At 66.9% G+C, this 21,393-nt stretch carries 18 protein-coding genes; 5 read left to right on the top strand and 13 right to left on the bottom strand.

Annotation, left to right across the window (positions count from 1 at the left end):
* Positions 1–2 precede the first annotated feature (2 nt).
* Positions 3–1,487: an efflux transporter outer membrane subunit gene (locus tag D9X30_RS11140; protein WP_153946634.1), complete on the top strand. Its 1,485-nt coding sequence runs from the start codon at positions 3–5 to the stop codon at positions 1,485–1,487.
* A 472-nt stretch (positions 1,488–1,959) separates the two neighbouring features.
* Here D9X30_RS11140 and D9X30_RS11135 read toward each other — a convergent pair whose 3' ends face one another.
* Positions 1,960–3,117, bottom strand: a complete 1,158-nt coding sequence (locus D9X30_RS11135) for a hypothetical protein (protein WP_153946633.1) — start codon at positions 3,115–3,117, stop codon at positions 1,960–1,962.
* Positions 3,118–3,254: 137 nt separating this feature from the next.
* On the bottom strand, positions 3,255–4,154 hold the full coding sequence (locus D9X30_RS11130) for a LysR family transcriptional regulator (RefSeq protein WP_153946632.1): 900 nt from the start codon (positions 4,152–4,154) through the stop codon (positions 3,255–3,257).
* 121 nt (positions 4,155–4,275) lie between these two features.
* On the opposite strand from D9X30_RS11130, the gene D9X30_RS11125 reads away from it, so the two are divergent.
* Positions 4,276–4,725, top strand: coding sequence for a PACE efflux transporter (locus D9X30_RS11125; RefSeq protein WP_153946631.1), 450 nt, complete (start codon positions 4,276–4,278; stop codon positions 4,723–4,725).
* A 93-nt stretch (positions 4,726–4,818) separates the two neighbouring features.
* Positions 4,819–6,408 carry a D-alanyl-D-alanine carboxypeptidase/D-alanyl-D-alanine endopeptidase gene (gene dacB / locus D9X30_RS11120; protein ID WP_153946630.1) on the top strand — a complete coding sequence of 530 codons (1,590 nt, stop codon included), beginning with the start codon at positions 4,819–4,821 and terminating at the stop codon, positions 6,406–6,408.
* Positions 6,409–6,612: 204 nt separating this feature from the next.
* On the opposite strand, the gene D9X30_RS11115 is transcribed toward dacB, so the two are convergent.
* The 7 genes from D9X30_RS11115 to D9X30_RS11085 form a co-directional block, all read right to left on the bottom strand.
* Positions 6,613–7,605: an L-threonylcarbamoyladenylate synthase gene (locus D9X30_RS11115; RefSeq protein ID WP_153946629.1), complete on the bottom strand. Its 993-nt coding sequence runs from the start codon at positions 7,603–7,605 to the stop codon at positions 6,613–6,615.
* A gap of 6 nt (positions 7,606–7,611) precedes the next feature.
* Complete coding sequence (locus D9X30_RS11110) at positions 7,612–8,856, bottom strand: 5-(carboxyamino)imidazole ribonucleotide synthase (protein WP_153946628.1); 1,245 nt, start codon at positions 8,854–8,856, stop codon at positions 7,612–7,614.
* Positions 8,857–8,883: 27 nt separating this feature from the next.
* Positions 8,884–9,381, bottom strand: coding sequence for a 5-(carboxyamino)imidazole ribonucleotide mutase (gene purE, locus D9X30_RS11105; RefSeq protein ID WP_153946627.1), 498 nt, complete (start codon positions 9,379–9,381; stop codon positions 8,884–8,886).
* An 18-nt stretch (positions 9,382–9,399) separates the two neighbouring features.
* Positions 9,400–10,308, bottom strand: coding sequence for a phosphoribosylaminoimidazolesuccinocarboxamide synthase (locus tag D9X30_RS11100; RefSeq protein WP_153946626.1), 909 nt, complete (start codon positions 10,306–10,308; stop codon positions 9,400–9,402).
* A gap of 107 nt (positions 10,309–10,415) precedes the next feature.
* Entirely contained in the window at positions 10,416–11,480 is a 1,065-nt protein-coding gene (gene fba, locus D9X30_RS11095) for a class II fructose-bisphosphate aldolase (protein ID WP_153946625.1), read from the bottom strand.
* Between the two features lie 112 nt (positions 11,481–11,592).
* Positions 11,593–13,038 (bottom strand): pyruvate kinase, encoded by a 1,446-nt coding sequence (pyk, locus tag D9X30_RS11090; RefSeq protein ID WP_153946624.1) that lies wholly within the window; start codon positions 13,036–13,038, stop codon positions 11,593–11,595.
* Between the two features lie 103 nt (positions 13,039–13,141).
* Positions 13,142–14,338, bottom strand: a complete 1,197-nt coding sequence (locus D9X30_RS11085) for a phosphoglycerate kinase (RefSeq protein WP_153946623.1) — start codon at positions 14,336–14,338, stop codon at positions 13,142–13,144.
* 370 nt (positions 14,339–14,708) lie between these two features.
* Here D9X30_RS11085 and D9X30_RS11080 point away from each other — a divergent pair, with 370 nt between their 5' ends.
* Both D9X30_RS11080 and D9X30_RS11075 read left to right on the top strand, forming a co-directional pair.
* A complete protein-coding gene (locus tag D9X30_RS11080; protein WP_153946622.1) occupies positions 14,709–15,818 on the top strand; it encodes a helix-turn-helix transcriptional regulator in 1,110 nt (369 codons plus the stop codon).
* Positions 15,819–15,960: 142 nt separating this feature from the next.
* The gene (locus D9X30_RS11075; protein ID WP_153946621.1) at positions 15,961–17,118 is read left to right on the top strand and encodes a helix-turn-helix transcriptional regulator; all 1,158 of its coding nucleotides are present in this window, start codon (positions 15,961–15,963) and stop codon (positions 17,116–17,118) included.
* On the opposite strand, the gene D9X30_RS11070 is transcribed toward D9X30_RS11075, so the two are convergent.
* From D9X30_RS11070 to D9X30_RS11055, 4 genes are all read right to left on the bottom strand, one after another.
* Positions 17,115–17,438 (bottom strand): AzlD domain-containing protein, encoded by a 324-nt coding sequence (locus tag D9X30_RS11070; protein WP_092595218.1) that lies wholly within the window; start codon positions 17,436–17,438, stop codon positions 17,115–17,117. The two genes, D9X30_RS11075 and D9X30_RS11070, sit on opposite strands and share 4 nt — an antisense overlap.
* Complete coding sequence (locus tag D9X30_RS11065; protein WP_153946620.1) at positions 17,435–18,232, bottom strand: AzlC family ABC transporter permease; 798 nt, start codon at positions 18,230–18,232, stop codon at positions 17,435–17,437. The genes D9X30_RS11070 and D9X30_RS11065 overlap by 4 nt, the downstream gene beginning before the upstream one ends.
* 241 nt (positions 18,233–18,473) lie before the next feature.
* Positions 18,474–19,805, bottom strand: a complete 1,332-nt coding sequence (locus D9X30_RS11060) for an MFS transporter (RefSeq protein ID WP_153946619.1) — start codon at positions 19,803–19,805, stop codon at positions 18,474–18,476.
* 58 nt (positions 19,806–19,863) lie between these two features.
* Positions 19,864–21,351, bottom strand: coding sequence for an amidase (locus D9X30_RS11055; protein WP_153946812.1), 1,488 nt, complete (start codon positions 21,349–21,351; stop codon positions 19,864–19,866).
* Positions 21,352–21,393: the final 42 nt, after the last annotated feature.

Here is a 21,393-nt window from a genome sequence, read left to right as displayed (position 1 = left end):
CCATGTTCCAACGCTCCTATTCTCTTTCGGTGGTGGCCCTGGCCTGTGCCCTGCTGGCCGGCTGCGCGGTCGGCCCCGACTACAAGCGCCCCGACGCGCCCATACCCAAGGCCTTCAAGGAAGCCAGCGACGCCATGCCCGCCTGGACCGGCGACTGGAAGACCGCCGAGCCGCAGGACGCCGCCGGCCGCCCCGACTGGTGGCGCGTGTTCAACGACCCCACGCTGGACGACCTGATATCGCAGGTGCAGGTGTCGAACCAGAACATCAAGGCGGCCGAGGCGATCTATCGCCAGGCCACCGCATCGCTGGCGGCCGCACGCGCCGGCTACTTCCCGACGGTTGGCGCCAATGTCGGCGTATCGCGCGGCAAGTCCAGCGCGGCCGGACATGTTGTCGACGGCCAGAACGCCACGCTGTCGGCCAGCTGGGAAATCGATATCTGGGGCCGCATCCGCCGCCAGGTCGAAAGCGCCGAAGCGGGCGCGCAGGCCAGCCAGGCCGACCTGGCATCGACGCTGCTGTCCACGCAGGCCACGCTGGCGCAGAGCTACTTCTCGCTGCGCGTGGCCGACGCCCAGCGCGCGCTGCTCGATCGCACCGTGGCCGACTACGCCAGGTCGCTGCAACTGGTGCAGAACCAGTACAAGGCCGGCACCGCGCAACGCTCTGACGTGCTGCAGTCGGAAACACAACTCAAGTCGGCCCAGGCCCAGCAGCTCGATATCCAGATCAGCCGCGCGCAGCTCGAACACGCCATCGCCATTCTGGTTGGACGGCCGCCTTCGGAACTGAACATCGCGCCGGCCGATTTGCAGACACCGGTGCCCGTGGTGCCAGTGGCCGTGCCTTCGCAAATGCTGGAACGCCGCCCCGACATCGCCGCTGTCGAACGCCGCATGGCGGCGGCCAATGCCGATATCGGCGTGGCGCAGGCGGCCTACTATCCCACCCTGTCGCTGTCGGCCACGGGCGGCCTCACGGCCAGCACGCTGGCGCGCTGGCTGTCGCTACCCGACCGCGTGTGGTCGGTCGGCGCCGGCCTGGCCGGCACGGTGTTCGACGGCGGCCTGCGCAGTGCCGCCAAGGCGCAGGCCGTGGCCGCCTACGACCAGACCGTGGCCAACTATCGCCAGACCGTGCTGAACGCCTTCCAGGAAGTCGAGGACAACCTGGCCTCGGCACGCATGCTTGAGCAGGAAGCCGTGGTCCAGGGCGACGCCCTGCGCTCCGCGCGTGAGGCGCTGTCGCTGGTCAACAACCGCTACAAGGCCGGCACCGCCGCCCTGCTCGACGTGCTGACCGCCCAGACGGCGGCCTACACCGCCGAAACCACGACGCTGCGCATCATGGATCGCCAGTACACGGCCGCCATCACGCTGATCAAGGCGCTGGGAGGCGGATGGCATGGGTATGACGCCGAGGCGGCGCAGCAACAGCCCGCGCCGCCGTCATCGGCGTCCGCCCCGGATCAGCACTCGTCGTAGTCCGGGAGGTAGGTCCAGTCGGCGTTGCTGCGCTGGTTGGCCGGCATCGGGCCATAGCTGCTCTTGTTGAGCTGGTAGTACTCGCGCAGCCCGGACGTTGCCTCGACCTGGTAATAGACCGTGCCGATCAGGCCGCGATTGTTCGGGGCAGGCTGCCAGCTGTTCGGGACGGGCTTGTAGCAGGCCCGGATGCTCGAGATATTGTCGTTCATCCGCAATCGGCTCAAATCTGTCTGACTCGCGTCGCCTCTCAGGATATGGCATCGCCCGGCAAAGCCGGCGTCTTCGCAGATCTTGTAGGCATGATCGGGAGGCGCCTCGATGGAGCTGATCGCATTGTTGCTGCGGCCTTCCAGCCGGGCAACAATGCCGCTCGGCGGCAGACACAGCAGCAAGGTCTTGTGTCCGGCCGCGTCATAGGCACACACGCCCGATTCGGTGTACGGCAGATCGGGGTAAAAGGGCCGTACCGTCAGCCCCGACCACCAGTTGCCGGTGGTATTGCTGAAGACGTCATAGATCGAATAGCCGTAGTCGGCCAGCGTGTAACCCGTATTGACGACCGGAATCTCCGAACTCTTGCGGCCCCACCATTCGCCCTCGACACCATCGTCGAAGCGCTTTTGTCCACCCATGTGTTGGCCTTACCTCCTGCCCCGATGGAAACCCGGAATCTTCTGACATTGCGCAGGCCATCACACTTGACGGCGACCAGATCGGCCAGCGGAGCGGCGCCCGTCACCGTCTGACACCCCAGAGGCGTCTCGATGCTGGAATAGCCATTGCGCTGCACGCGCGTCTGCCATGGCACGTAACGCTTGACTTCCTCGCCGGTGATCGGATCGACAACCGCCGCCGGCGAGTCGTCCTCGCGAATCGAAAAGTAATTGCAGGCCTTGGCCTGGGTGGAAGCGTCCACCGACCGCTTGCGGCGGCGATCCTCCTCTTCTTCCTCGGTGATGTTGCAGAGCGAACAGACCGAGGCAAGCGCGCCCGATGTGCCGGGCAACGCCGGGGTTACAAGCTGCACCGTACTGGTCGGGGCCCTGCGAATCAAGAACGGATGCTGGTTCGCCACTGTGTTCCCCGGGACGTAAGCCGGATTCCGCTGCTCGGCGACGACCTCCATTTGGCCCGTGTCGGCATTGCGCTCGAATATCTGGACGGATTCCACCAGGTTGTTCGGCACGCCGCTGTAGGCCATCCATTCGTCCTCGTGCCGGAAACGCTCGGCGGTGGTCCGGAAAATCACGTTGCCCAGTCGCGTGTACGCGTCCCGCAACGACGCATAGGCGCTATAGAACCTTGCCGTGGCCCGGATGCGATACACATAACTGCGGCTGCCGCGCCCCACCAGCCATCGGCTGGCAAACTGATGCGCAACGGATTCCTGCGCCGATGTCGGAACGAACGAGGTTGTCCTCTCCATGCATGAGCTGCCGCCCACGTGCTCGTACACGTCGTTGTTGGTTCCCGGGCTTGGGAAGCCATTGTGGAACACCTGTTCCGGCGGCACATTCGAACCGCGATAGACAAAGGCTGGCGGCGTGGCGAATGCCGACCCCACTACCAGCATCAACATCGCCGCCAGCATGGCCGCGCGCATGTACGACAAGATAGATACCCGCATCGTTACCTCCTTGCGTTGAAATGCAAGTATCTATATCGATGCGGCGACCTTCCGTCTGCCGTAGACCATCCAAATGCAGCGTCTCATGCGAATTGTCAAATATGGCGTGATCGGCAATGCGTTTCTCCGGCGCCCATCTACCGCCCCTCCGGCACCGGCAACGCCTGCTGGCTGACCCGTTCCTTCAGCCACGTGGCGGCCTTGCCCAGTGGTCGCTGCTTGTGCCAGACGATTTCCATGGCGACGGGCCAGTCCTGGTCCTGGAATGTCAGTTGCGGCGACACCAGCCCGGCTGCCGCCGGCGAGTTGGCGGCGACGTGCCAGGGCACGAACGCCCAGCCCAGGCGGCGCTTGACCAGTTCGACGATGACCCACTGGCTTTCCACCCACCAGACTTCGGCGGCCACGCGCAGGCGCTTCTTTTCCTCGCTGTCGCTGCGCGTGGCCACCATCAGTTGGCGGTAGCGTTTCAGTTCCTCGAAATCCACGCGCGGCTGGGCGGCCAGCGGGTGGTCGGGTGCGCAGATGATGGGCATCGGCACCCAGCCGAGCGCGTGAAAGCCCAGTTCCGGCGGCAGGATTTCCTGGCGCCACATGATGCCCAGGTCCGCGCACTGGCTCAGCACCAGGCGGCTGACGTCCTCCATCAGCGGGAACAGGATTTCGAGTTCGACCGACGGGAATCGCTCGGAAAACTCGGTCAGCAGTTCGCCCAGCGTTTCCTCGGGATACAGCTCATCCACGGCCAGCGTGAGGCGCGACTCCACCCCCTCGCCCAGGCTCTTGGCCACGCCACGGAAATGCTCGCAGCGTTCCAGGATCACGCGCGCTTCCAGCAGCAGCCGTTCGCCGGCCGGTGTCAGCACCGGGTAGCGGGCGCTGCGGTCGAACAGCGTGGCGTCGAGGTCGACTTCCAGATTGGCCACGGCGGCGCTGATGACCGACTGGGCCTTGCCAAGCTGGCGGGCGGCGGCAGAGAACGATCCGGTCTCCGCGGCGGCCGCGAACGCCTGGAGCTGATCGAAGGAGAGAGACATGGAATATGCGGCGCGTCCCGCCGCGATCTATCGGGTTTTCAGATGGTATCTAACTTGCGATCAGCTGTCGCGCCGATAGAATGCCGTCTATTGTTGAAATTCGATGAAATTGGAGAGCCTCATGCGTACCACTGCAGACCGTATTCGTCACACCGTCGGTTTCGAGGTGATCGGTCTGATCGCATTCGCGCCGCTGGCCAGCCTGGTGTTCGGGTACGAGTTGCACCAGATGGGCATCGTTGGCGCGGTGGCGGCCCTGATCGCCGCCACGTGGAACTACATCTACAACATCCTGTTCGACCGCGCGATGCTGCGCTTCACGGGCCAGCTCAAGAAATCGACGCCGATCCGCGTGCTGCACGCGATCCTCTTCGAGGGCGGCCTGCTGATCGTGTTCCTGCCTTCGGTGGCGTGGTACCTGAAGATCGGCCTGGTGGAAGCCTTCATCATGGACATTGCCGTGGCCGGCTATTACATGGTCTACGCGTTCTTCTACAACTGGGCCTACGACGCCATCTTCCCGATTCCGAATGCCACGCCGTCGGCATCCGATTGTCAGTCGGCCAACTAAGCGGACCGAGCGCCGCGTAGCCGACCTCGCTCACGAAATGCGGCCTGAAACGGCCGCATGACGTCTCCCGGCACGCGTGGGCCATGCGTTAACATGCTGGCCATGCCCATCCGCCCGCCCCTGCTCCGCCGCAGCCTGTCGCCCGCCATCGTCGCGGCCACGCTGCTCATCCTCGGTCTGTCCGCAGCCCAGGCCAAACCCGTCAAGAATGCCAAGGCCGCCCGCGCCGCCACTGCCGCCACGGCCGTCGCCGCGACAGCCGGTGCCGCCCGTGCCAAGGCCGAACCCGCCGATCCCGCCGCCGCGCGCAGCGGCCTGCCGGCCACCGTGACCGCCGCGCTGCGCCGCGCCCATGTGCCGCTGTCCGCCGCCAGCTTCTACGTGGTCAAGGTGGGCGCCCCGCAGGCGCGCGTGAGCTGGAACGCCGAGACGCCAATGAATCCGGCCTCGACGATGAAGGTGGTCACCACCTTCGCCGGCCTGCAGCTGCTGGGGCCCGATTTCCGCTGGCTGACATCGCTCTATGCCGACAACCAGCCCGGCCCCGACGGCACGATCAACGGCAACGTCTATCTGCGCGGCCGGGGCGACCCCAAGCTCGTGCCCGAGGAAATGGCCAAGCTGGTGGCCACGGCCCGTTCCGCTGGCGCCACCACCATCAACGGCGACGTGGTGCTCGATCGCAGCTTCTTTGCCGATGGCATGGACGGCAGCTACACCATCGACGGCGAGACGCAGCGCGCCTATAACGTGAATCCGGACGCGCTGCTCTACGCATTCAAGACGCTGTCGTTCACGATCACCCCGGACGCCGCCAACCGCACCGTGGACGTGGCCGTCACGCCCGCGCTGGCGCAGTTGCGCGTGGACAACCGGATGACGCTGGCCAACGGCCGCTGCGGCGACTGGAAGTCGCGCGCCACGCCCAGCATCATGCCCCAGCCGGACGGCACGGTCGTGGCATCGTTCGATGGCAGCTACTCGGCCGATTGCGGCGAGCACATCGTCAACCTGGCCACGCTGAGCCACAGCGACTTCATCTGGGGCGGCTTCGTCGCCGAATGGCAGAACGCCGGCGGCCGCTTCGCGCGCCCGCCCGGCCTGCGCAGCGGCCCGGTGCCGCGCAACGCCTTCCTGCTGGCGCGCCACTACGGCCAGCCGCTGGGCGATATCGTGCGCGACATCAACAAGTTCTCGAACAACGTGATGGCCCGCCAGCTGTTCCTGACGATTGGCGCGGAAATGGATCGCAAGGGACCGGCCAGCACCGACAAGTCGTCGCGCGTGATCCACCAGTGGCTGACAAGGCAGGGCCTGGACATGCCGAACCTGGTGCTGGAAAACGGCTCCGGACTGTCGCGCGACGAGCGTATCAGCGCCTACGACATGGCCCGCCTGCTGCAGCAGGCGCTGGCCAGCAACGTGGGGCCGGTGCTGATCGATTCGCTGCCGATCCTCGGCGTGGACGGCACGCTGCGCAACCGCCTGACACGCGCCAATGCGGCAGGCAACGCCTACCTGAAGACCGGCACGCTGGCCGATGTGCGCGCGTTGGCCGGCTATGTCGATGCGCTCAATGGCGAACGCTACGTGGTGGTGGCCTATATCAACCACCCCAACGCCTCGGGTGCCCAGGAAGCACACGATGCGCTGATGCAGTGGGTTTACAAGGGCGCGCCTTGAGGCTGGATTCGGGCGTGGCGAGGATTTGACACGCCTGCCCTCTCCCCCGCCCCGCTCCCGCGGGCGGAGGAGAGCGGAGAAAACCAGGGGGCATCATGAGCGCCCGGCTGCTTGCGTTTGCGAAGAGAAAATACAAACACCGCCGGTCTGCTGCCCTCTCCCGCCCTGCGGGAGAGGGGCCGGGGGAGGGTCAGCGTCCAGATGTCAGCTGTCCTCGAACGCCGCCGCGGCGCGGCCCAGGCGGTCGCGCACACCGTCCCACTCGTGCGAATCGGGCACCGGCTCGAACACCAGCCGCTGATAGCCTTCCTTGTCGAGCTTGCGCAGCAGGCCGTACAGCGCCTGGGCATAGGCGTCGGGCGTGGCCGGTGCAGCCACGAACACGCAGCGCGGATCGGCGCTGGCGGACGCCTTGCCGACAAACGCCAGCCGTCCACCTTCGGGCAAGCCATGCAGCAGTTGCGGCAGGGCCTCGGCCTGCGCCAGCGTTAGCGCGGTGCGCGGCGCGTAGTGAGCCTTGAGCGTGCCCGATGCACGTGGCGCGGCGGCATCGGGCGGCAGCGGCAGCGTGCCCAGCACGTCGGCCATCATTGCCGCCGTGATCGCGCCGGGGCGCAGCAGCACGGGGCCCAGCGTATCCAGACGCGACAGGTCAACGATCGACGATTCGATGCCGACATCCACGCCGTCGCCTTCCAGCACGTAGACCGTGCCGCCGAATTCGTCGCGCACGTGCTCGGCCGTGGTCGGGCTGACCTGGCCGAACTTGTTGGCCGACGGCGCGGCAATGCCGCCCCGGCCGCGCCTGAAACGCGACAGCAGCGCCTGGGCCACGGGGTGCGACGGGCAGCGCAGGCCGATGCTGTCCTGCCCGCCCGCCACGGCGGCCGGAATATGCGCGGCGCGCTTCAGGATGATCGTCAGGGGACCGGGCCAGAAGGCGTCGATCAGCTTCCGCGCGGCCTCGGGCACCTCGTCGGTCCAGTAGCTGACGTCGCCACCATCCACCACGTGCACGATAACCGGATGGTTCGACGGGCGGCCCTTGGCGGCGAAGATGCGCGCCACGGCCTCGGGGTTCTCGGCGTCGGCGCCAAGGCCGTAGACGGTCTCGGTCGGAAACGCCACGAGCTGGCCCGCTTCGAGCAGGCGAACTGCCTCGTCAAGCTCGGCGGCCGTGGGCATGCGTGAAGACATCGAATCTCAGAGCGGGATATGCAGGGCGGTGGCGGCGGCGTCGAACGCGGCGGCCGCGGCCTCCGCCCGGTCGCCCACGCAGTTCACGTGGCCCATCTTGCGCGACGGGCGCGCGTCGTTCTTGCCATACAGATGCAGCTTGGCGCCGGGCTGCACCAGCACCTCGTCCCAGGCGGGCGTGCGCTCCAGGCCGAACTCGAACCAGCAGTCGCCCAGCAGGTTCAGCATCTTGCCGGCCGAATGCTGGCGCGTGCTGCCCAGCGGCAGGCGGGCCATGGCGCGCACCTGCTGCTCGAACTGGCTCGTCTCGCAGACATCCATCGTGATATGACCGGAATTGTGCGGGCGCGGGGCCATCTCGTTGGCCACCAGCGTGCCGTCGGTCAGCACGAAGAACTCGATGCACAGCACGCCGACGTAACCCATTTCCGAGGTGATGGTGGCGGCGGCGGCGCGGGCACGCTTGGCGATGTCGTCGGACACGCTCATCGACGGCATCGTCGTGGAAAACAGGATGCCGTCGCGATGCACGTTCTCGGCCAGCGGCCAGGTGGCCGTGGTGCCGTCGGCCCCGCGGGCCGCCAGCACGGAGACCTCGTAGGCCAGCGGCAGCATCTGCTCCAGCACGCACGGCACATGCTGCATGGCCTTCCAGGCGGCGCGCACGTCCTCGCGGGTCTTCACGCGGGCCTGGCCCTTGCCGTCGTAGCCCATGCGTGCCGTCTTGAGGATGCCGGGCAGCACGTTGTCGGGCACGTTGTCCACGTCGGCGTCGTGCTGGATCACCCAGTGCGGGGCCGGCGGCACGCCCGTACGCTCGGCGCACGAGGCAAAGAATTTCTTCTCGCCGATACGGTTCTGCGCAATCGACACGCAGTAGCCGCGCGGCGCCACGAACACGCCCGCCTGCTCCAGGCGGTCCAGCGAGATCGACGGCACGTTCTCGAACTCGGTACTCACGGCCTGGCACAGGCTGGCCAGCTCGGCCAGCGCGGCGTCATCGGTGTAGGTTGCGCAGATATGGCGGTCGGCCACGTTGCCGGCCGGGCTGTCCTGGTCGGGATCGAGCACGCAGACGCGATAGCCCATCGACTGCGCCGCGTGCGTGAACATGCGGCCCAGCTGGCCGCCGCCGAGCATGCCCAGCCACGCGCCGGGCAGGATGGGCGCGCCGGGGGCGTCCACGCCAAATTCGGCGCGCGACTCCGGCGTATGGGCTTCGGACAGGTAAGGATGGATATCGGTCGGCATGGCTCGGGCTTTTGTTACGGCTGAAACTTAGACAGGCAGGGTCATCGCGCGCGCGGCTTCGGTCTGCCTGGCGCGGAACGCTTCCAGTGCGCTGGCCAGCGCATCGTCGGTGGTGGCCAGCGTGGCGATCGCATGCAGCGCCGCGTTGGCGGCACCGGCTTCGCCGATCGCGAAGGTGGCCACGGGCACGCCCTTGGGCATCTGTACGATCGACAGCAGCGAATCCTCGCCGCGCAGGTACTTCGACGGCACGGGCACGCCGAACACCGGCACGATCGTCTTGGCGGCGATCATGCCCGGCAGGTGCGCGGCACCGCCGGCGCCGGCGATGATCGCGCGGATGCCGCGGCTGCGCGCCGACTCGGCGTAGCGGAACATGTCGTCGGCCATGCGGTGCGCCGACACGACCTGCGCCTCGAACGCCACGTTGAAATCCTTGAGCATGGCCACGGCGTGCTGCATCACGTCCCAGTCGGAACTGCTGCCCATCACCACGCCCACCACCGGCTTTGCTGCATTGCTCATGTTCTTGTCCCTTGCGCCTTACTGCAGCTGCTCGCCGGTCAGGCGGGTCAGTGCTTCCTTGTACTTGTCGGCGGTCTTCTGCACCACGTCATCGGGCAGCTTCGGCGCCGGCGCGGTCTTCGGCCACGGCTTGCCGTCGATGCGCACGGCTTCCAGCCAGTCGCGCACGAACTGCTTGTCGAACGACGGCGGATTGGTGCCCACCTGATAGGAATCGGCCGGCCAGAAGCGCGACGAATCGGCGGTCAGCACCTCGTCCATCAGCGTCAGCGTGCCGTTTTCGTCCAGGCCGAACTCGAACTTGGTGTCGGCGATGATGATGCCGCGCGTGGCCGCGTACTCAGACGCTTCCTTGTACAGGCGGATCGAGATGTCGCGCATCTTTTCGGCCAGTTCGCGGCCGATGCGCTGCACCACCTCGTCGAACGAGATGTTCTCGTCGTGCTCGCCCATCTCGGCCTTGGCCGCCGGGGTGAAGATCGGCTCGGGCAGCTTCTGCGCGTTCTGCAGGCCGGCCGGCAGTGCGATGCCGCACACCTTGCCGGTAGCCTGGTAATCCTTCCAGCCGCTGCCTGCCAGGTAGCCGCGCACCACCGCTTCCACCAGGATCGGCTTCAGGCGCTTGACCACCACGGCGCGGCCCTTGACCTGCGCCACTTCGTCGGGCGCCACCACGCTTTCCGCCGTCACGCCCGTCTCGTGGTTCGGCACGATGTGCGCGAGCTTCCGGAACCAGAAGTTGGCCATCTGGTTCAGCACGCGACCCTTGGCCGGAATCGGCTCGCCCATGATCACGTCGAAGGCCGACAGGCGATCGGTCGTCACGATCAGCAGCTTGTCGTCGCCGACGGCGTAGTTGTCGCGGACCTTGCCGTGGCCGAGCAGCGGCAGGGACTGGATAGAGGATTCGTAGAGGGCGTCAGACATGGTGTGAAAGCGGCTGCGGCTGAAAACAAGCGGGGCTTCGTGCGGTTGTCGAAGCCCCATGAAGTACGAACGCCCCGCGCGCCGGGCGGGCGGGGCGGTGAAACGATTTACTGCACGACCTGGGCGAGCTTGCCCGACGCGTACTGGCTGGCGATATCGGCCAGCGACACGGCCTTGATCTTGCTGGCCTGGCCTTCGCAACCGAAGGCGATGTAGCGCGCCTTGCACACCTGCTTGGCGGCTTCGCGGGCCGGCTTCAGGTATTCGCGCGGGTCGAACTTGCTCGGGTTTTCCGCGAAGAAGCGGCGGATCGCGCCGGTCATCGCCAGGCGGATGTCGGTGTCGATGTTGATCTTGCGCACGCCGTACTTGATGGCTTCCTGGATCTCTTCCACCGGCACGCCGTACGTTTCCTTCATGTCGCCACCGAACTGGCGGATCTCGGCCAGCAGTTCCTGCGGCACCGACGACGAACCGTGCATCACCAGGTGCGTGTTCGGAATGCGGGCGTGGATTTCCTTGATGCGGCCGATGGCCAGGATGTCGCCCGTGGGCTTGCGCGTGAACTTGTAGGCGCCGTGCGAGGTGCCGATGGCGATGGCCAGCGCGTCCAGCTGGGTGGCCTTGACGAAGTCGGCGGCCTGCTCCGGATCGGTCAGCAGCATCGAGTGGTCGAGCTTGCCTTCGGCGCCGATGCCGTCTTCCTCGCCGGCCTCACCGGTTTCCAGCGAGCCCAGACAGCCCAGTTCGCCTTCCACGGTCACGCCCAGCGCGTGGGCCATCTGCACGACCTTGCGGGTCACGTCGACGTTGTATTCGTAGTCCGCCGGGGTCTTGCCGTCTTCCTTCAGCGAGCCGTCCATCATCACCGACGAGAAGTTCAGGTCGATGGCGGCCTTGCAGATCGCCGGCGACTGGCCGTGATCCTGGTGCATCACCACGGGGATGTGCGGATAGGCTTCCACGGCGGCTTCGATCAGGTGACGCAGGAAGTGCTCGCCAGCGTATTTGCGCGCGCCTGCCGAGGCCTGCATGATCACCGGGGCGTTGACCTCGTCGGCGGCCTGCATGATGGCCTGCACCTGTTCGAGGTTGTTCACGTTGAAGGCCGGCAGACCGTAGTTGTTCTCGGCGGCATGGTCCAGCAGCTGGCGCATGGATACGAGTGGCATGTCTAACTCCTGAATAAAAAAACGGTATCTGGTATTTTTTCGATGCTGCGCCGGGCAGGTTCGCGCATCCGCGGTGCGCCGTCCGTGCAGCGCACCACATCGGACGTCATCTTTACTTGAACTTGCTGCCGACCCTCACGATCTTCAGCGTGTTCGTGCCGCCGGCCTGGCCCATTGGCTCGCCGATCGTCAGCACAATGAAATCGCCATGCTGCACGGCACCCTGCGCCAGCAGCAGCTCCTCGGCCTGTTCCAGCGCCTCGTCCCGGTCGGTGCTCGACTGCAGCGGCAGCGGCACCACATTGCGGTACAGCTGCATCTTGCGCTGCGACGCCAGATTGGGCGTCATGGCATAGATCGGTACATGAATGCGGTGACGGCTCATCCACAAAGCGGTGGCACCCGAATCGGTCAGCGCGGCAATGGCCTTCACGCCTAGATGATAGGCCGTGAACAGCGCACCCATGGCAATCGACTGGTCGATGCGCGAGAACGTCTGGTTCAGGAAATCGGTGTCGAGCTGCACGACCTCGGACTTTTCGGCCTCCAGGCAGATCGCGGCCATGGCCTCGACCGTTTCCACCGGATAGCGCCCGGCGGCGGTCTCTGCCGACGTCATCACGGCGTCGGTGCCGTCCAGCACGGCGTTGGCCACGTCCGACACCTCGGCGCGCGTCGGCACCGGGTTGACGATCATGCTCTCCATCATCTGGGTGGCCGTGATGGTCAGCTTGTTGGCCTCGCGAGCCAGGCGGATCATGCGCTTCTGCAGCGCCGGCACCGCCGCGTTGCCCACTTCCACGGCCAGGTCGCCACGGGCCACCATGATGCCGTCCGAAGCGTTAAGGATTTCCTCGAGCACGCCCGGGCGGATGGCCTCGGCGCGCTCGATCTTGGCGATCATGCGCGCCTTGTGGTTGTGCGGCTGGCCGGCCACGTTGGCCAGCTGGCGCGCCATTTCCATGTCGGTGGCGTTTTTCGGGAAGCTCACGGCCACGTAGTCGGCGTGCAGGGCCATGGCGGTCTTGATGTCCTCCATGTCCTTGGCGGTCAGCGCCGGCGCCGACAGCCCGCCGCCCTGGCGGTTGATGCCCTTGTTGTTCGACAGGTCGCCGCCAACGCGCACCGTGGTGAAGATCTCGGTACCGATCACGCGGTCCACCACCAGCACGATCAGGCCGTCGTTGAGCAGCAGCACGTCGCCCGGGCCCACGTCGCGCGGCAGGTCCTTGTAGTCCAGCCCCACGCGGTCCTGGTTGCCGGTCTCGCAGTTCGAGTCCAGCACGAACGGGTCGCCGGCCTTCAGTGTGACCTTGCCGTTCTCGAACCTGCCCACGCGGATCTTGGGGCCCTGCAGGTCGGCCATGATGGCCACCTCGCGCCCGCAGGCCGTGGCGGCTTCACGCACCAGCGCGGCGCGGTCGATATGGTCCTGCGCCGTGCCGTGCGAGAAGTTCAGGCGCACCACATCGACACCGGCCCCGATCATGCGGGTCAGCACTTCCAGCGAACTGGACGCGGGGCCAATCGTGGCGACGATCTTGGTGGAACGGGTCATGCGGGCGGTTTCCTGGGGTTAGCTGGCGGGGGGCTTTGGGGGCAGCTGGCAACTGGCAAGTGGCTATGGGCCGGCCGGCTCGCGCCGGCAGCCCGCACGGGCTTCAGCCGGCAGCGCGTTGTTCCAGCACTTCGAACGCGGGCAGCTTCTTGCCTTCCAGGAACTCCAGGAAAGCACCGCCGCCGGTGGAGATGTAGCCGATGCGGTCGGCGATGCCGTACTTGGCGATGGCGGCCAGCGTGTCGCCGCCACCGGCGATCGAGAACGCCTTCGACGATGCGATGGCGTCGGCCAGCACCTTGGTGCCGTTGCCGAACTGGTCGAACTCGAACACACCGACCGGGCCGTTCCAGACGATGGTGCCGGCGGCCTTGAGCTGGTCGGCCAGCATGGCCGCAGTCTTCGGACCGATGTCCAGGATCATGTCGTCATCGGCCACGTCCTTGACGTCCTTGACCGTGGCGGCGGCCGTGGCGCTGAATTCCTTGGCGCAGACCACGTCCACCGGAATCGGCACCGATGCGCCGCGCGCGGCCATGATGTCGATGATGGCGCGGGCGTCGCCCACCAGGTCGGGTTCGGCCAGCGACTTGCCGATCTTCAGGCCGGCGGCCAGCATGAACGTGTTGGCGATGCCGCCACCGACCACCAGACCGTCCACCTTGTCGGCCAGCGCCTTCAGGATGGTCAGCTTGGTCGATACCTTCGAACCGGCCACGATGGCCACCAGCGGACGGGCCGGCTGGCCCAGCGCGCGGCCCAGCGCGTCGATCTCGGCGGCCAGCAGCGGGCCGGCGCAGGCGATCGGGGCGAATTTGGCGATACCGTGGGTGGTGGCTTCGGCGCGGTGCGCGGTGCCGAAGGCGTCATTGACGTAGACGTCGCACAGCCGGGCCATCTTCTGGGCCAGTTCGTCGCTGTTCTTCTTCTCGCCCTTGTTGACGCGGCAGTTTTCCAGCAGGACCACCCGGCCGGGCGCCACTTCCACGCCATCGACCCAGTTCTGCACCAGCTTCACCGGCTTGCCGAGCAGTTCCGACAGGCGCGTGGCGATCGGGGCCAGCGAATCCTCGGGCTTGAACTCACCCTCGGTCGGGCGGCCAAGATGTGACGTCACCATCACGGCAGCGCCGGCTTCCAGGCAGGCCTGAATGGCGGGCACCGACGCGCGGATGCGCGTGTCCTCGGTGATGTTGCCTGCGTCGTCTTGCGGCACGTTCAGGTCGGCGCGGATAAACACACGCTTGCCGGTGAGTTTGCCTTGGGAAATGAGATCGGTAAGACGCAGGACAGAGGTCATGGCGATAAGAGCGGGGACGGGGACGGCATACAACCGTCCACAGAAGTCTGGAAAACCGCCATTTTACCTGATCGCCGTGACGGATTTGCGCCTTGCCGCGGGCGTACCGCTGGGGCATCACATGGCAGGCCGACAAAGACCCTACTTAAGGAGGGGATGTTGTCTTAACAACTTCTGGCCCGTATGCGGTAATGTACGCCTTAAATGTACTAAACGTATGCATAGTCAGACACTCGAACTGTTTTTGATAGTTTTAGTACATCATGACACCAGATAACAGCCGGCAAAGACTGGCTCCGCCATTTCCGCGGACGTGCACAACGGACACGCGGAAAGGAACCGATGTTGGCGAATGCAAGGGGGTAGTCAGATGGAACAAGCCGCCGCCATTCATGGCGCGATTCGCGGGTTGTATGAAGGCGTCCTCGATCCCGCCGCGTGGCAGCAAAGCCTGCGGACGCTGACCGAGATTGCCGACACGGCGCATGCGTCGATGATGGTGTGGGACACGGTGCGCGACCAGGTGACCGTCAACGAAGTGGTCAACCCGGTGGCGGAGCTGTTCACCACCTATGAGAACGATTTCCAGGCCATCGATCCGGCCAAGGCCTTCGCGCCCCGGCTGGTGCCGGGCGCGTGGTACATCGACGCGCGCGACCTTGGCCCGCAGGCCATGGCGCGCCATCCGTTCTATCGCGATTTCTTTAACCGGTTCGAACTGCGCTCGTACGTGGCCTGCCTGGTGGAACGGCAGCCGCATTACGAGGTGTACTTCTCGATGCAGCGCGCGCTGTCGCAGGACGCCTTCTCGGGCGAGGACACGCGCCGGCTCGACTGGGTCGTCCCGCACATGCGTAGCGCCATTGCCATGCGCGACCGCACGCTGGCGCTGTCGACCATGGCGTCGATCTCGGCCCGCCTGCTCGAACGGCTGGCCTTCGCCGTGGGCGTCTACACGCCGGACCGGAACCTGCTGCTGGCCAACACCGCTGGCGAACGCTGGGCGCGTCGCCTCGATCCAGCGGGCAAGACCACAGCCTGGCACCTGTCGCGGCCGTTTGCCGAGATGGTGCAGGCGGCCTGCGACCCCGGCAATCCGCTAGCCGCGCAAGCCGCACGGGCCAGCGACGATCACGGCAACCATGCCGAAGTGCTTGTCCTGCCGTTGCCGCCCACGCACGCGTTTGCGTCGCAGTGGCAGCAGCCGGCGGCGATGGTGGTGGTGCACGAGGCGGGCGCGCCGTCCGTCCTGCTCGACACCGTGCTGCGCAATCTCTACGGCCTGACCCCGGCCGAAACGCGGCTTGCATCGCGGCTGGCCACGGGCGAAGGCTTGCCCGAGGCGGCGCAGAACATGCGCATTCGCCACGAGACCGCGCGCACCCAGCTCAAGGCCGTCTTCCTCAAGACCGGCTGCACGAGCCAGGCGCAGTTCACCCACCTGCTGACGAAGCTGGCGGCCACGCTGGACGGAGGCTGACGCCCCTCCCGCGCTCCGCCGCAGTCACCGCGACGCAGTTCCTGGCACGCCTGACCACGTCGCCCCTTTTGCAGGGCCGCGATGCGCTGCCACACCCTTCGCGCGCGGGCTGACTGGCGAACAGGACAAAGGAAGTAACGTAATGAACGCATCTGACATGCACGAGACCATTCGCGGTCTCTATATGGGCGTCTTCGACCCCCTTGCGTGGCAACGCAGTCTGCACGCACTGTGCGAACAAAGCGGCAGCCTCCAGGCATCGCTGCTCGTGCTGGATACCGCGCAGCAGACCGTGCAGGTTCGCCACCTGGTCAACCGTGCCCCCGGCAACCTGGCCATCCTGCCGCCACCCTACCGGCTGCACGGCGGCATGCCGGCGTCGGGGTCCATGGCGGTGGGCGGCTGGTATATCGACCAGCGCGACACCGCCGGCGCCACGGCCCAGCACCAGACCTTTCGCAGCGAACCGTTCGACGACGTGGCGCTGACATCGGTCATGGCCTGCCTGGTCGACCGCCGACCGGCACATGAGATCTACCTGGTGCTCCAGCGCCCGGCCAGCGAGGACGGCTATGCGGAGACCGACGCGCGCGCGCTGGATTGGGCCATTCCGCACCTGCGCGAAGCCATGGCCCTGCGCGACCGCACGCATGCCGTCGCGGCGCGCGGCCACGTTTCCGCCGACCTCCTCGACCGGCCGCCTTTCGGGGTGGTCGTCTTTTCGGAATCGGGCAAGGTCCTGCTGGCCAATGCCGCCGGGCAGCCCTGGACGCGCCGGCTGCAGTCCGGCGAGGCCGCCGACCCTCACGCCGGCATCCATGGCAACGGCAATGGCTGGCGCCTGTCGCGGCCGTTTGCCGATGTCGTGCGTGCGCTGTGCGACCCCAACACGCTGCAGCCGGCGCAGGCCATCCACGCCACCGGCGCCGATGGCCGCGGGGCACAGATCGTGGCCGTGGCGCTGACGCCGGCGCTCTACCTGTCGTCGGAATGGGAAGGGCAGCCAATCCTGGTGGCCATCCACGAGACGAATGACCCGCCGCGTGCGGTGCCGGCCGTGCTGCGCGATCTCTACGGCCTGACGCCGGCCGAAAACCGGCTGGCGATGCTGCTGACCACCGGTATCGGCCTGCCCGATGCCTGCATCCAGCTGGGGATCAAGCGCGAGACCGGGCGTTCGCAGCTCAAGGCCATCTTCACCAAGACCGGGACCAGCACCCAGGCCCAGCTGGCCCACCTGCTCACCCGCCTGGGCAGCATCCTGGCCGAGCCGGCCCATCGGGAAGCCCAGCCTGTCTAGCCCAGCAGCCGCAGGGCGGTGTACACCGCCATGCCCACCACGATCATCCCGACCATGCGTTTGGTCAGCACATAGCAGACCGTGGCGGCAATGCCCGCCATGAGCTTGTCGTTGCCGGGGCCGATCGTGAAATGGCCTTCGAAGGTCAGCAGATCGGGCAGGATGATCGCCGCCAGCGCGGCGGCCGGCGCATAGCGCAGCGCCCGCTGGATGCGGTCGGGCACCGTGACGCGCTCGCCCGCCATCAGGAACAGCGCCCGCGAGAACACGGTCACCACGGTCATGCCGAGGATGGCGATCCAGGTATCGAGATGGCTCATGCCTGGTCTCCGGTCGGCTGGCGGCCCTTGCGGGCGCGGATACCGCGCAGCGTGGCGCGCGCCGCCATCTCGTCGCTGGCCATGCCGGCGGCAATCGCGGCCACCACGGCAATCACCAGGGCCAGACGGTACGGCAGGTCGAAGCACAACAGCGCCACCACCGCCGCCACCACCACGGCCATCAGCGTCGAGCGCGAGTTGATCGTCGCGATCATCACCGGGATCAGCGCCAGCGTGCCGGCCAGCGCCAGGCCCCAGCTGTCCGGGAACAGGCTGGCCAGCACGATGCCGATGATCGACGACACCTGCCACGTGGCGCAGTTGATCAGCGCCATGCCCCAGAAATACCCCTCCTTGCCCGGCGCGTAGCCCGGCTCGGCGTACCGCTGCATGAAGTAGACAAAGTGCAGGTCGCCGTTGAAGAAGCCCAGCAGCGTACGGCGCCAGCCCGGCAGATAGTTGAAATGCGGCTGCAGCGCGGCGCTGAAGATCACGAAACGCAGGTTGACGACGGCGGCCGTGAGCCAGACCGTCCAGATCGGCATGCCCGCCGCGAACAGCGGCAGCACGGCCAGTTGCGCGGACCCGGCATAGACCAGCAGCGACATGCCGATGGCCTCGGGCACCGTCAGCGCCGATTTGCTCATGGCCACCCCGGTGACCAGGCCCCACGAAAATACCGCGGGCAGCGAGGGCGCGAAAAATCGCGCGCCGTCGAGAAAGGCGTTGCGCTCCACCTCGGCAAAACGATGCCAGAGGCGCAACCACACCGGGGACGACTGTCGGGGTGTCATGGCGAGATGAGAAGAGACGGTACGGCAGGCCGTCTTGTGCGGCATTGCCGTCAGGAAGGACCATCGGCCACGCGCGAAACGCGTGGCCGATGGCGGAACAGCCATTATAGGGCCGCCGGCGCCGCTGGTAAGCAGCGGCTTAATTACGCACGGGGCGACTGTTGTTTCGAGGCCAAAGCGCCGCCGTCACATGGCGATCCGGCCGCCTCCTTCCGCACCTCGCTGGCGAATCCCGTTCGGTTCAGGCCGGCTTGCTGGCCGGCGCGGCAGGCGCCAGCGGCGCCGCGGTGGCGCCCACGGGCTCGGCGGCATCGTCGTGGTCGCCGCCGCCGGCCTGTCCCAGGTCGATGCCCGACGTTTCGGGCAGCAACGCCGCCGATACCATCACCAGCGCGTAGCCGACGCCGGCCACCATGGCGATGGCCAGCGCCAGCGACGTGCGACCGCTGTTGAGCCAGCCCACGGCCAGCGGGAAAAACGATCCGATCACGCGGCCCAGGTTGTACGCCACGCCGTAGCCGGTGGCCCGCACGCTGCTCGGGTACGACTCCGAGATCGTGGCGCCGATGCCCGAGAACACGCCCTGCATCAGCACCCCGAGCGGAAAGCCCAGGAACAGCATCGACGTGTTCGATACCGGAATCACCATATAGATCATGGCCATCACGAAGGCGCCCGCCGCAAAGGCGATGTAGGTCAGGCGCCGGCCCCAGCGATCGGTGGCATAGGCGCCGGCCACGTAGCCGACCAGCGAGCCCAGGATCGTCACGGCCAGATAGGAACTGGTCCCGAATACCGACAGGCCGCGCTCGGTCTTCAGGAACGTTGGCAGCCACGTGGCAATCGCGTAGTAGGCACCGAGCATGCCGCCCGACAGCAGGCTGCACAGCAGCGTCTTCTTCAGCAGCGGCCTGCGGAACACGCGCGCCAGGTCGGCAGTGGCCGAGACCCTGCCGCGCTCGGCCCGGCTCTTCAGGAAGACTTCGGGCTCGTCCAGGTTGCGGCGCAGGTAGACCACCACCAGCGCGGGCAGGATGCCCAGGAAGAAGCAGACCCGCCACGCCGTTTCGGGCTCGAACAGGTTGAACGTGATGGCATAGGCGATGGCCGCGCCGCCCCAGCCGAACGAATAGCTGCTGGCCGTGAAGCCCGAATATTTGCCGCGATGCGCCGGATTGCGGATCAGCTCGGTCACCAGCACCATGCACAGCGACGATTCCCCGCCAAAGCCCAGGCCCTGCAGCATGCGGAAGACCATCAGCTGTTCTGGCGAATTGGCGATGCCGCACAGGAAGCAGGACACCGCGAACACCAGGATCGTCCAGCGCAGCACGCGCACGCGCCCAAAGCGGTCGGCCAGCAGCCCCGCGCCGACGGCGCCCACCAGCGACGACACCAGCGTCCACGTGACGATGGCACCGGCCATCGACTTGCTCATGCCCCATTGCGCCAGCAGCGTCGATATCAGGAACGAATAGATCATGAAGTCGAACACATCGACCGCATGTCCCAGGAACGCCCCGTAGAACCCCTTGCGCTCGGCGCGCGACAACTCCTTGAACCAGTCCAGCATGATCGCCCTCCCCTTTTAGCGATGTTGCGATGTTGCGATGTCGTAACTTGTTGGTGATTTAGCGATTTGGCGATCCGGCGATGCGCGGCGGCCGGAAGCCATGGCCGGCGTCTTCCAGCAACTGCGCGAGGCGCAACGATGTGAGATCGCCGTAGCGGCGCGCCACGATCTGCACGCCCACCGGCAAGCCGTCGCGCGCCGGGCCGATCGGCGCCACCGTCGAGGGCAGACCGCACAGCCCCGAATGGCCGGCCCAGAACAGCTGCGACGTCAGCGGCCACGGCTGGCCATTGACCGTGATCGTGCGTTGCCACGGCTCCCCATCCTCGTCGAGTGGAAAGGCCGTGGTGGACGCGGCCGGGCATAGCAATACGTCGAAATCGCCGAAGAAGCGGTTCCAGGCACGGGCAAAGGTCTCGCGCGCATGCTGCATCAGCAGCCAGTGTCGATGGCTCAGTGCGGCACCGGTGAACTGCAGCGACGCGTAGTCGGCGTCGTCGCCGTTGGGGTCGCCGGCACGTGCCAGCGCATCGGCAAATGCGGCGTCATCCATATGCAGCGACGTGGTGGCGCGCAACAGCAGCACGTAGATGCGCCACAGTTGCGCGGCATCGAAGTCGGGTCGGACATTCCAGGCCACCTGCGCGCCCGCTGCCGCCAACTGGTGCCCCAGCTGCTCGATGGCGCTGCTGACGGTGTCATCGACCTCGGCCAACGGATGGGTCGGCAGCACGGCCACGCGGAAATCGGACAGACGGGTGTGGTCGCACGGCGGCAGGTCGAGCCGCCATGCCGGGGCGTCGGCGGCATCAGGCCCGACGATGGCGCGCAGCACCAGTTCCAGGTCGCGCGCGCTGCGGGCCACGGGGCCGGCCACGTTGATGTCCTGCGCGGCAAATCCGGCCCGCGCATTGCCATGGCCGCGCAGCGGCACGATGCCGTGGCTGCTTTTGTGCGAAAACACGCCGCAGTAATGCGCCGGATTGCGCAGCGACGAGCCGATGTCCGAGCCGATATCGAAGAAACTCATGCCGGCGCAGACCGCCGCCGCGCTACCGCCCGACGACCCGCCCGGCGTGCGCGACAGGTCGTGCGGATTACGGGTGGTGCCGTAGACCGCGTTGTAGCTCTGCCAGTCGCGCAGGCCCAGCGGCACGTTGGTCTTGCCCAGCAACACGGCGCCGTGCGCGCGCAGGCGCTCGACCACCACGGCGTCGGCCCCCGCCCGATGCGTGGCGCGCGCCGGCACGCCGCACGTGGTGGGCCAGCCGGCCACATCGAACGATTCCTTGATCGAGAACGGCACGCCGTCGAGCGGCCCGCGCGAACGACCCGCCTGCCGGCGCGTATCGCTTTGCATGGCCGCCTCGCGGGCCGCCTCGAAATCGGCCAGCACGATCGCATTGACCTGACCGTGATGGGCGTCCCAGGCCGCCTGGCACGCATCGACCAGCGCCAGCGCCGTGGTCTCGCCGCGTGCCAATTGCGCGGCCGCAACGTGGGCGGGCATCCAGCGGACATCTGGCCGGGACGGATCGGCCGGCATGGGGTCAGGCAGGGTCACAGTGGCTCCGTTGTTGTCGTGGGC

Origin of the sequence: Cupriavidus sp. U2 (genome assembly GCF_009663685.2) — a bacterium.
Taxonomy (GTDB): domain Bacteria; phylum Pseudomonadota; class Gammaproteobacteria; order Burkholderiales; family Burkholderiaceae; genus Cupriavidus; species Cupriavidus necator_C.
The sequence above is the reverse complement of the archived record's forward strand: the minus strand, read 5'-3'. Positions and strand labels throughout refer to the sequence as shown.

Bases quoted from the DNA above. Each gene is read 5' to 3' on its own strand.
- D9X30_RS11080 (WP_153946622.1), top strand. From the start codon at position 14,709: ATGGAACAAGCCGCCGCCATTCATGGCGCGATTCGCGGGTTGTATGAA.
- fba (WP_153946625.1), bottom strand. From the start codon at position 11,480: ATGCCACTCGTATCCATGCGCCAGCTGCTGGACCATGCCGCCGAGAAC.
- D9X30_RS11100 (WP_153946626.1), bottom strand. From the start codon at position 10,308: ATGTCTGACGCCCTCTACGAATCCTCTATCCAGTCCCTGCCGCTGCTC.
- purE (WP_153946627.1), bottom strand. From the start codon at position 9,381: ATGAGCAATGCAGCAAAGCCGGTGGTGGGCGTGGTGATGGGCAGCAGT.
- D9X30_RS11070 (WP_092595218.1), bottom strand. From the start codon at position 17,438: ATGAGCCATCTCGATACCTGGATCGCCATCCTCGGCATGACCGTGGTG.
- D9X30_RS11135 (WP_153946633.1), bottom strand. From the start codon at position 3,117: ATGCGGGTATCTATCTTGTCGTACATGCGCGCGGCCATGCTGGCGGCG.
- pyk (WP_153946624.1), bottom strand. From the start codon at position 13,038: ATGACCCGTTCCACCAAGATCGTCGCCACGATTGGCCCCGCGTCCAGT.
- D9X30_RS11085 (WP_153946623.1), bottom strand. From the start codon at position 14,338: ATGACCTCTGTCCTGCGTCTTACCGATCTCATTTCCCAAGGCAAACTC.
- D9X30_RS11065 (WP_153946620.1), bottom strand. From the start codon at position 18,232: ATGACACCCCGACAGTCGTCCCCGGTGTGGTTGCGCCTCTGGCATCGT.
- D9X30_RS11125 (WP_153946631.1), top strand. From the start codon at position 4,276: ATGCGTACCACTGCAGACCGTATTCGTCACACCGTCGGTTTCGAGGTG.
- dacB (WP_153946630.1), top strand. From the start codon at position 4,819: ATGCTGGCCATGCCCATCCGCCCGCCCCTGCTCCGCCGCAGCCTGTCG.
- D9X30_RS11140 (WP_153946634.1), top strand. From the start codon at position 3: ATGTTCCAACGCTCCTATTCTCTTTCGGTGGTGGCCCTGGCCTGTGCC.
- D9X30_RS11055 (WP_153946812.1), bottom strand. From the start codon at position 21,351: ATGCCGGCCGATCCGTCCCGGCCAGATGTCCGCTGGATGCCCGCCCAC.
- D9X30_RS11130 (WP_153946632.1), bottom strand. From the start codon at position 4,154: ATGTCTCTCTCCTTCGATCAGCTCCAGGCGTTCGCGGCCGCCGCGGAG.
- D9X30_RS11110 (WP_153946628.1), bottom strand. From the start codon at position 8,856: ATGCCGACCGATATCCATCCTTACCTGTCCGAAGCCCATACGCCGGAG.
- D9X30_RS11060 (WP_153946619.1), bottom strand. From the start codon at position 19,805: ATGCTGGACTGGTTCAAGGAGTTGTCGCGCGCCGAGCGCAAGGGGTTC.
- D9X30_RS11115 (WP_153946629.1), bottom strand. From the start codon at position 7,605: ATGTCTTCACGCATGCCCACGGCCGCCGAGCTTGACGAGGCAGTTCGC.
- D9X30_RS11075 (WP_153946621.1), top strand. From the start codon at position 15,961: ATGAACGCATCTGACATGCACGAGACCATTCGCGGTCTCTATATGGGC.